General features: G+C 45.3%; 8 protein-coding genes and 2 tRNA genes. All 10 read right to left on the bottom strand.

Going from position 1 to position 8,934, the window contains the following annotated elements; all coding sequences use genetic code 11:
- Nucleotides 1–61 precede the first annotated feature (61 nt).
- Nucleotides 62–133 (bottom strand) — tRNA-Glu (locus tag CHI10_RS17900).
- 14 nt (nt 134–147) lie between these two features.
- Nucleotides 148–223, bottom strand: a tRNA-Lys gene (locus CHI10_RS17895).
- A gap of 738 nt (nt 224–961) precedes the next feature.
- Nucleotides 962–2,254 carry an adenylosuccinate synthase gene (locus CHI10_RS17890; protein ID WP_095245562.1) on the bottom strand — a complete coding sequence of 431 codons (1,293 nt, stop codon included), beginning with the start codon at nt 2,252–2,254 and terminating at the stop codon, nt 962–964.
- Nucleotides 2,255–2,458: 204 nt separating this feature from the next.
- A complete protein-coding gene (dnaB, locus tag CHI10_RS17885; protein WP_035328281.1) occupies nt 2,459–3,823 on the bottom strand; it encodes a replicative DNA helicase in 1,365 nt (454 codons plus the stop codon).
- Nucleotides 3,824–4,000: 177 nt separating this feature from the next.
- Nucleotides 4,001–4,447: a 50S ribosomal protein L9 gene (gene rplI / locus CHI10_RS17880; protein WP_095245561.1), complete on the bottom strand. Its 447-nt coding sequence runs from the start codon at nt 4,445–4,447 to the stop codon at nt 4,001–4,003.
- Nucleotides 4,444–6,417 carry a DHH family phosphoesterase gene (locus CHI10_RS17875; RefSeq protein WP_095245560.1) on the bottom strand — a complete coding sequence of 658 codons (1,974 nt, stop codon included), beginning with the start codon at nt 6,415–6,417 and terminating at the stop codon, nt 4,444–4,446. The genes rplI and CHI10_RS17875 overlap by 4 nt, the downstream gene beginning before the upstream one ends.
- 31 nt (nt 6,418–6,448) lie before the next feature.
- Nucleotides 6,449–7,384, bottom strand: coding sequence for a YybS family protein (locus CHI10_RS17870; RefSeq protein WP_095245559.1), 936 nt, complete (start codon nt 7,382–7,384; stop codon nt 6,449–6,451).
- Between the two features lie 200 nt (nt 7,385–7,584).
- The gene (gene rpsR, locus CHI10_RS17865) at nt 7,585–7,824 is read right to left on the bottom strand and encodes a 30S ribosomal protein S18 (protein ID WP_009332461.1); all 240 of its coding nucleotides are present in this window, start codon (nt 7,822–7,824) and stop codon (nt 7,585–7,587) included.
- Nucleotides 7,825–7,882: 58 nt separating this feature from the next.
- Nucleotides 7,883–8,395, bottom strand: coding sequence for a single-stranded DNA-binding protein (gene ssb / locus CHI10_RS17860; protein WP_076262941.1), 513 nt, complete (start codon nt 8,393–8,395; stop codon nt 7,883–7,885).
- 36 nt (nt 8,396–8,431) lie between these two features.
- Nucleotides 8,432–8,719, bottom strand: coding sequence for a 30S ribosomal protein S6 (gene rpsF / locus CHI10_RS17855; RefSeq protein WP_076262938.1), 288 nt, complete (start codon nt 8,717–8,719; stop codon nt 8,432–8,434).
- Between the last annotated feature and the right edge of the window lie 215 nt (nt 8,720–8,934).

Below are 8,934 nucleotides of genomic sequence, written 5' to 3'. Positions count from 1 at the left end.
AAATAATAACCGCCAGCAAGTAAGCTGGGCTTGCCAGCTGTTTGCTGACGGTTATTCGCCATGACCCCTACGGGATTCGAACCCGTGTTACCGCCGTGAAAGGGCGGTGTCTTAACCGCTTGACCAAGGGGCCATAAAAAGTATAAATGGTGAGCCATGAAGGACTCGAACCTTCGACCCTCTGATTAAAAGTCAGATGCTCTACCGACTGAGCTAATGGCTCATACTAAACTCTGTTTCCTAAAGCCTGATACTGCTAAGTCAGATGTTCCAAAGCCCTGCGTGCTTTGTCACAGATTGCTATTCGGGTGAAGAAATTCACTGATGCTGCAATCTGCTCTACCGACTGAGCTAATGGCTCGTACTATGAGTGATTCCAAGGTTGCTACCTTGGCGACGCTTTTTATAATATCATAGAGTTTTATAAAAGCGCAATATCTTTTTTATAAAAAATTATTTTTTGCGGGAAAACTGCAGCAGGAGGTGTTAGACTACTAAATTGCAGCCACTTGGTTGGGATGGGTTTTCCCTAAAAAAGGGTATTCTTTTCCCCAATTTGAGGGTTCCTTTCCCTAATTTATGCGTTCTTTTCCCCGGTTTATGGATTCATTTCCCTAATTATCTTTGTTTATTCCTCTTTTTTATTTTTTCTCTATTAAAAACCAGATGAGCGGGTTCGGACTCAACACCGGTCATTTTCCTCTTCTCTGTCAGAACCCGCCCCAACTTCGGACTCAGAAGCATCAATTTCTCCTTCTTCTGTCTGAACTTGACCCAACTTCCGACTCAAAAACGACAATTTCCCCTCCCACTGTCTAAACCTGACCCATCTTCGGACTCAACACCACCTTTTCCCCCTCACACTGTCCAAACCCGCCCCCAGGAGCCACAACCAGCCAGTCGCACGCCCTCTCCCAATAAAAAAAAGCCCCAATCCTATCAGGGCTTTTCCAATCAAGTATTAGTTTTGTCTCCATGGGCTTAACACTACGTTTGTCTGTGTACGGTCCGGGCCGACTGAGAAGATGGATAATGGAATTCCTGTCAGCTGGGAAACGCGTTCCAGGTAGTGGCGGGCATTGGCAGGAAGCTCATCAAGTGATTTGCAGCCTGTGATGTCTTCTGTCCAGCCTGGAAGCTCTTCGTATACCGGCTCACATTCAGCCAGTACTTTTAAGCTTGCAGGGAATTCTTCGATCACTTCTCCGTTATAACGGTAAGCTGTACAGATTTTTAATGTCTCAATTCCAGTCAATACGTCGATGGAGTTAAGAGAAAGATCTGTGATGCCGCTGACACGGCGGGCATGGCGGACAACCACGCTGTCGAACCAGCCGACACGGCGCGCACGTCCAGTTGTTGTACCGTACTCACGGCCGACTTCACGGATCTGGTTGCCGATTTCATTATCAAGCTCAGTCGGGAATGGGCCGTCTCCTACACGAGTCGTATAAGCCTTGGATACACCGACAACATGCTTGATCTTGGTAGGGCCGACACCCGAACCGATTGTTACGCCTCCAGCCACCGGGTTAGAGGATGTAACGAATGGGTACGTACCCTGGTCGATATCCAGCATAACTCCCTGTGCACCTTCGAACAGCACGCGGCGGCCGTCATCCAATGCGTCGTTAAGCACGACAGACGTGTCGCAGACATAATGTTTGATCTGCTGGCCGTATTCGTAGTATTCATCCATGATGTCTTCGATTTTGAATCCTTCTGTTTCATAGAAGCGCTCAAGCAGGCGGTTCTTTTCTTCCAGATTGCGCGCAAGCTTTTCTTCAAATACGTCACGGTCAAGAAGGTCCGCGATGCGGATTCCGTTGCGGGCTGCTTTATCCATGTAAGCAGGGCCGATGCCTTTTTTCGTTGTACCGATCTTGTTCGCACCTTTGCGGTCTTCTTCCACTTCGTCAAGCTTCAGGTGGTAGGGAAGGATGACATGTGCGCGGTTTGAAATGCGCAGGTTGTCGGTTGTAACTCCCTTGTCATGAAGGTACGCCAATTCTTTTACAAGCGCTTTAGGATCGACAACCATTCCGTTTCCGATTGTGCAAATTTTATCGCTATAGAATATTCCAGATGGAATTAAATGAAGCTTATAAGTCTCGCCATTGAATTTGATTGTATGTCCTGCATTGTTTCCGCCTTGGTAACGTGCGATCACTTCTGCATTTTCAGAAAGGAAATCTGTAATCTTTCCTTTCCCTTCATCTCCCCACTGTGTTCCAACTACTACTACTGATGACATTAAACAAGCACCTCCGGGAATCCCATGGTTTTAAAATTTATTTTCATTTTTAATTAAGTAACTTATTTCAACCACTTTAGTTTAACAAGGTGATGTGTGATAGTCAACAAAACACGAACAATTTTAATAAAAATATGAAAATATGTTCGTAAAACAATGAAAATACAAATATAAAAAAGAGGACTTGCAGCATGCAGGCCCTCTTTATGCACCAGGCGGCGCGAATGAATCATCAAAGCGTTTCTCTAAGTTTACGAACTTATTATACTCTTTTACGAATGCCAGCTGAACGGTTCCAACCGGGCCGTTACGCTGCTTGGCGATGATGATTTCGATGATGTTTTTATCTTCGGATTCTTTGTCATAGTAGTCATCGCGGTATAGGAATGCCACGATATCGGCATCCTGCTCAATACTTCCCGATTCACGGATGTCCGACATCATCGGGCGCTTATCCTGACGCTGTTCCACTCCACGGGAAAGCTGGGACAGGGCGATCACAGGGACCTGAAGTTCACGTGCCAGCTGTTTTAGGGAACGTGAGATTTCAGATACTTCCTGCTGGCGGTTTTCTCCTGAACGTCCGCTTCCGAGGATTAATTGCAGGTAGTCGATCAGAATCATGCCAAGTCCATGCTCCTGTTTGAGGCGGCGGCATTTGGAACGGATATCCTGGATGCGGACACCCGGCGTGTCATCAATGAAAATACCCGCATTTGACAGACTTCCCATTGCCATCGTCAGTTTTCCCCAGTCCTCATCTGTCAGAGAGCCGGTACGAAGCCTCTGGGCATCAATATTCCCTTCAGCACAGAGAATACGCATGACCAGCTGTTCAGCACCCATCTCCAGACTGAAGATTGCAACGTTTTCCCCGGTTTTTGTTGCCACATTTTGCGCGATATTCAGGGCGAAGGCTGTTTTACCTACGGAAGGACGGGCACCGACAATGATGAGATCATTTCGCTGGAAGCCGGCTGTCATGCGGTCGAGCTCGGTAAATCCAGTTGCAATTCCGGTAATATCCCCTTTACGGTTATGCATTTCCTCGATATTGTCGTAGGTCCGCACCAATACATCCTTAATATTATGAAAGGCACCGGCGTTTTTGCGCTGTGCAACCTCCATGATATTTTTCTCTGCTTCCCCAAGCAGAACTTCCACTTCATCCTCGCGCGTATAGCCGTCCTGGGCAATGCCAGTTGCCGTCCGGATCAGTCTGCGAAGCAGTGATTTTTCTTCCACGATTTTTGCATAGTACTCGATATTTGCCGCTGTCGGAACAGAGCCGGCCAGTTCACTTAAGTAGCTGACCCCTCCGGTATCCTCCAGCAGTTTTGCTGCGCTGAGCTCTTCTGTCACGGTCACTAAGTCGACCGCTTTCCCCTGATCGCTCAGCTTCAGCATTACATTGAAAATCTTCTGATGGGCCGCACGGTAGAAGTCTTCAGGTATCAAGATCTCAGATGCTTGTGTAAGAGAGGAGGGTTCAAGAAAGATTGCCCCAAGTACAGCCTGTTCCGCTTCGATATTCTGAGGCGGGAGCCGATCCGCGAATAAATCACTCATCTCATTAAACCTCCTTAAAATAAAAGCGTAAAACAAAATCTATATTTATATAAAAATTCTTTATAATCCCTTTAAAAAATGTGACCAGCAGAAACTGATCACATTTTTAATCAACCCTTTTATTTTAACATGTTTACCGGCAAAAGCCACTTCCAATATTAGTTTATCGGCTTCGCTTTATACTTCTTTTACATGTACGTTTAATGTTGCGGTTACTTCAGTATGAAGCTTGACTGGAACCTTTGTGTATCCAAGTGTGCGGATCGCATCTTCCATTTCGATCTTGCGTTTGTCGATTTTGATGCTGTGCTTCTTTTGAAGCTCTTCAGCAATTTGCTTGCTTGTGATCGAGCCGAACAGGCGGCCGCCTTCACCTGATTTCGCAGTAAATTCAACTGTCAGCTTTTCAAGTGTTTCTTTCAGTTTTTTTGCATCAGCAAGCTCTTCAGCAGCAAGCTTTTCTTCTTTCTTCTTTTGAGCATTCAGGCTGCTGATACTCGATTGGTTTGCTTCGACAGCAAGCCCTTGCTTGATTAAAAAGTTATGTGCATAGCCATCTGCTACATTTTTTACTTCGCCTTTTTTCCCTTTGCCTTTAACGTCTTTTAAAAAGATTACTTTCATTCCTTTTTTCTCCCTTCAAAGTATTCATCTATAGCTTCTTTTAATCGGACTTCAACATCATCAAGTGTTGCATCCTGAAGCTGTGTGGCAGCATTTGTTAAGTGCCCGCCGCCTTCGAGATTCTCCATGATCACCTGGACATTGATATCCCCGAGGGAACGTGCGCTGACCCCTATCATGTTTTCAGAGCGGTTTGAGATGACAAATGAAGCAACTACGCCATCCATCGTCAACAGGGTATCTGCCGTCTGGGCAATCAGCACCTGATCAAATATCTGATCCGGCTCACCCTTGGCAATCGCAATGCCTTCTTTGTAAAATTGAACAGTTTCAATCAGCTTCGCCCGCTTGATGTAAGTATCAACATCCTCTTTTAAGAACTTTTGGACGAGCACGGTATCTGCCCCCTGTCCCCGCAGGTAGGATGCCGCATCAAATGTCCGCGATCCTGTACGCAGTGAGAAGCTCTTCGTGTCGACAATAATCCCGGCAAGCAGCGCCGTTGCTTCCAGCATTTCAATTCTGCCGTTTTTCGGCTGATACTCCAGAAGCTCTGTCACCAGTTCTGCTGTAGAGGAAGCGTATGGCTCCATATAAACCAGCAGCGGATTATGAATGAACTCTTCAGCGCGGCGATGATGGTCGATGACGACCACATGTTCAATCGCATGAAGCAGCTTTTCCTCAATTACCATGGATGGCTTGTGGGTATCAACCACCACGAGCAGGGTATCGTCCGTGGCAATTTCCATTGCCTGTTCCGGTGTGATGAATTTCGAAAAGAGCTCTTCGTTCTTTTCAATTTCCTTCATCATCCTTCTGACACCTGTATCCAGTTCATTGAAATTCACCACTACATAGCCCTCACGCTGATTCAGTCGCGCTACCTTCTGAATGCCGATGGCGGCTCCAATCGCATCCATATCCGGGCTTTTGTGGCCCATGATAATCACTTTATCGCTTTCCGATATCAATTCCTTCAGCGCATGGGAAATGACGCGTGCACGGACCCGGGTTCTTTTTTCAACAGGGTTGGTTTTTCCCCCGAAGAATTTGACTTTCCCGCTGGTCTGCTTAATGGCCACCTGGTCTCCTCCGCGGCCTAATGCCAGATCTAAGCTGGACTGGGCCAGTGAACCAAGCTCAGGAAGGGAAGAGACCCCGGTGCCAACACCTACGCTTAACGTAAGAGGCACATTTTGCTTGGATGTGGTTTCCCGGACATCATCAAGAATCGTGAACTTTCCTTTTTCAAGAAGCTGCAGAATATGTTCATTAAATACGGCGATAAAGCGCTCAGATGACACCCGCTTCAGGAAGACCCCATTATCCTGTGCCCATTTATTCAATATCTGGGTCACCAGGCTGTTGAGACTGCTTTTCGTCTGGTCATCCATCGCCTGGGTCATCTCATCGTAATTATCAAGGAAGATGATGGCGATCACTGTCCGTTCTTCCTGATACATTTTCTCAATTTCAGTTTGTTCCGTGACATCAAAAAAGTATAAAAGTCGTTCTTCCGGTTTATGGATCACCCGGAATTTGCGGTCATGAAGCGTAATAATTTCTGTTTCCACTTCTTGTTTGATCAGCGGAACAAGCGAATCCGCGACATCATAAAGCGATCTTCCGACTAGCGTATCTTCATCAAAGCAGGATGCTAAAAAGGGATTAGTCCATTCAATGTAATAATCATCATTAATCAGCATGATTCCAATCGGCATTTCCATAAGAGCTTCTTCGCCGACCTTTTTCACCCTGTAGGAAAGGGTAGAAATGTATTCTTCCGTCTCCTTCCGGTGCTTTTGATTCAGCTGAAAAAGGTAGTAGAAAGGAAGGATGGCCAGAAACAGCCCAATTAATGCAGAAAGCCAATTGTAGTACGCCAATATACCGAGAAGCACCACTGTTATGCCCATCAATCCAAAAATCGGATAGCGTATGGACCGCTTTTCTAAATACGAAGGCATGTTTTCAGCTCCTAAACAGTAGTGTTGTTCATCACTTTTTTCCTAATCTTTGCCTTAAATCAAATCCTAAGTCAATTATACCTAATATCCTCACAATATAAAGGAGAAATGGCATAAGAAATGTAAATACAGCAGCAAGGACAGGCACGGCTTTCGGCCATCCCTTTAAATGACTGAAAAAGAAAATCAGGGACAGGCCTTGAATGACCATGAAAATCTGCAGAATGAAGGCAATATTGACAAGTGCCATAAACCAGTAGCTTCCTTCTGACGGATTAAAAAGGAACGAAGCAATAATGGTTATGAGATAGTACCATAATATGCTTTTCGGCAGGCTCATTTCCCTGAATGGCTTAAAGCCTTCAATCTTAATACCGAATCGTTTGGCAATCGGAAAGGAAACAAGCTGAATGACAAAAACAGAAATGACCGATGTCATGACAAATAAACTCGGCGTTAAGGTCTCAATCATTTTCAGGCCAGCTGTCAGCTGCTCGACTGCCTTATCTGCGTTCTGCCCGAAGCCTTCGAGCATTCCTTGTGAGATTTTAATGGACTCCTCCATCATGCTGATGCCTTCTTTAATGATATTGATATTAAAAAAGGCAACTGCTGCAGCATATTGAAGCAAAAGGGCTGCAAGGAATACGAGCGTGCCCGCAATAAAGGAAGAAGCCCGTCCTTTATTTTCCCTGATAAACATACCGATTACCGTACCGGTCAATCCGAATGTCAGAGCAAGCGGAATGCCCATGATGGATCCGATAATCAGGGATAGCAGAACGGCTCCCGTCAGAAAGACAATCGCGCTCATCCGGTTATTTTTCGCTGCAAACATAATAAACGGAAGAGCCAGGAAGAAAACCGAAACGCTACCGAGAATCGGCACATAGAGCGAAATCAGAAGAAGCACGGCAAAAACCGCGAGAAGCACAGCACCTTCTGTTAATTTATGTACATTATTCATTAATACACCCCTCAAACCGTGTATCCAAAAAGGAGGAAATCTGTTCCCGGCTTTTTGAACTCATATAAGCTCTATTGTAGCTAGTATTAAATGCAGGTTCAACCTTCGCGATTTCAGAAGGGGTTTTAGCTTTAATACACCCCGTAATAAAGGAGAACATAATAAAAAAGACGCCGGATACCAGCGTCTTTCTCTAATTATTATTCACCTGAAACGTATGGCAGTAATGCCATTTGGCGAGCGCGCTTAATAGCAATCGTTAATTTACGTTGGTATTTAGCGTTAGTGCCTGTTACACGACGTGGTAAAATCTTACCGCGCTCAGAGATGAATTTTTTTAGAAGATCCACATCTTTGTAGTCGATGTGAGTGATTCCGTTTGCAGTGAAAAAGCAAACCTTACGACGTTTAGCACGTCCTCCTCTGCGTCCTCCAGCCATGGTCAGTTACCTCCTTTAGCTTATTATTTTATATATTTCCGTTCATAATCGGGCCCTATTAGAATGGCAGGTCGTCATCAGAAATGTCGATTTGGCCGTCATTTGCGAATGGGTCCTGATCCACGCGAGTATAGTTGCCCTGATTACGATTATCCTGGCGTTGATTCTGATTGCTGTTATTTCCAAATGGGAAATCCTGGTCTTTAGGACCGCCGTAGTTCGGGTTACCGCCGCCCTGGCCGCCAGAACTATTCTTCGGCTCAAGGAATTGCACACTTTCAGCCTGGACTTCTGTCACGTAAACGCGCTTTCCATCCTGGCCTTCATAGCTGCGGGATTGAATCCGGCCATCTACACCTGCAAGACTTCCTTTTTTAAGGAAATTTGCTACGTTTTCAGCTGGCTTTCTCCATACCACACAGTTGATAAAGTCTGCCTCCCGCTCACCTTGCTGATTCGTAAAAGTACGATTCACGGCAAGAGTGAATGAAGCGACAGGAACTCCGTTCGGGGTATACCGCAAATCAGGATCCTTTGTCAAACGTCCGACAAGAACAACACGGTTCATCATCAGAATCAACTCCTCTCGGTAAAATGGCTATATCTATTATTTTTCGTCTTTAACAACGATGTAACGGATGATGTCTTCGCTGATTTTAGCTAAACGAGTGAACTCGTCAACTGCTGTTGCTTCAGCATTAACGTTCATAAGCTGGTAGTAGCCATCGCGGAAATCATTGATTTCATATGCAAGGCGACGCTTACCCCAATCCTTTGATTCAGAAACCTCCGCACCATTGTCAGTTAAGATTGTGTTGAAACGCTCAACTAGGGCTTTTTTAGCCTCATCTTCAATGTTTGGGCGGATGATGTACATAACTTCGTACTTTCTCATCACTTTCACCTCCTTTTGGTCTAACGGCCCACAAAGGGCAAGGAGCAATATACATTACTCACAAGTTGAAATTATAGCACATTAAATATGTAAAAGCAATAACACTAGAGTGAATTGGAAGATGGAAGATTATTTAGAAGGCTCTTTTCGTATATATTGTTGTTTTTCATCCTTCAATGTTGTCCGTTGATTTCCGCTCCAGGCTGCTCAGCGAA

The organism is Bacillus sp. 7894-2 (assembly GCF_002272225.1).
Classification (GTDB): domain Bacteria; phylum Bacillota; class Bacilli; order Bacillales; family Cytobacillaceae; genus Cytobacillus.
Note: the sequence above shows the minus strand (reverse complement) of the source record. Positions and strands in the feature narration are given on the sequence as shown.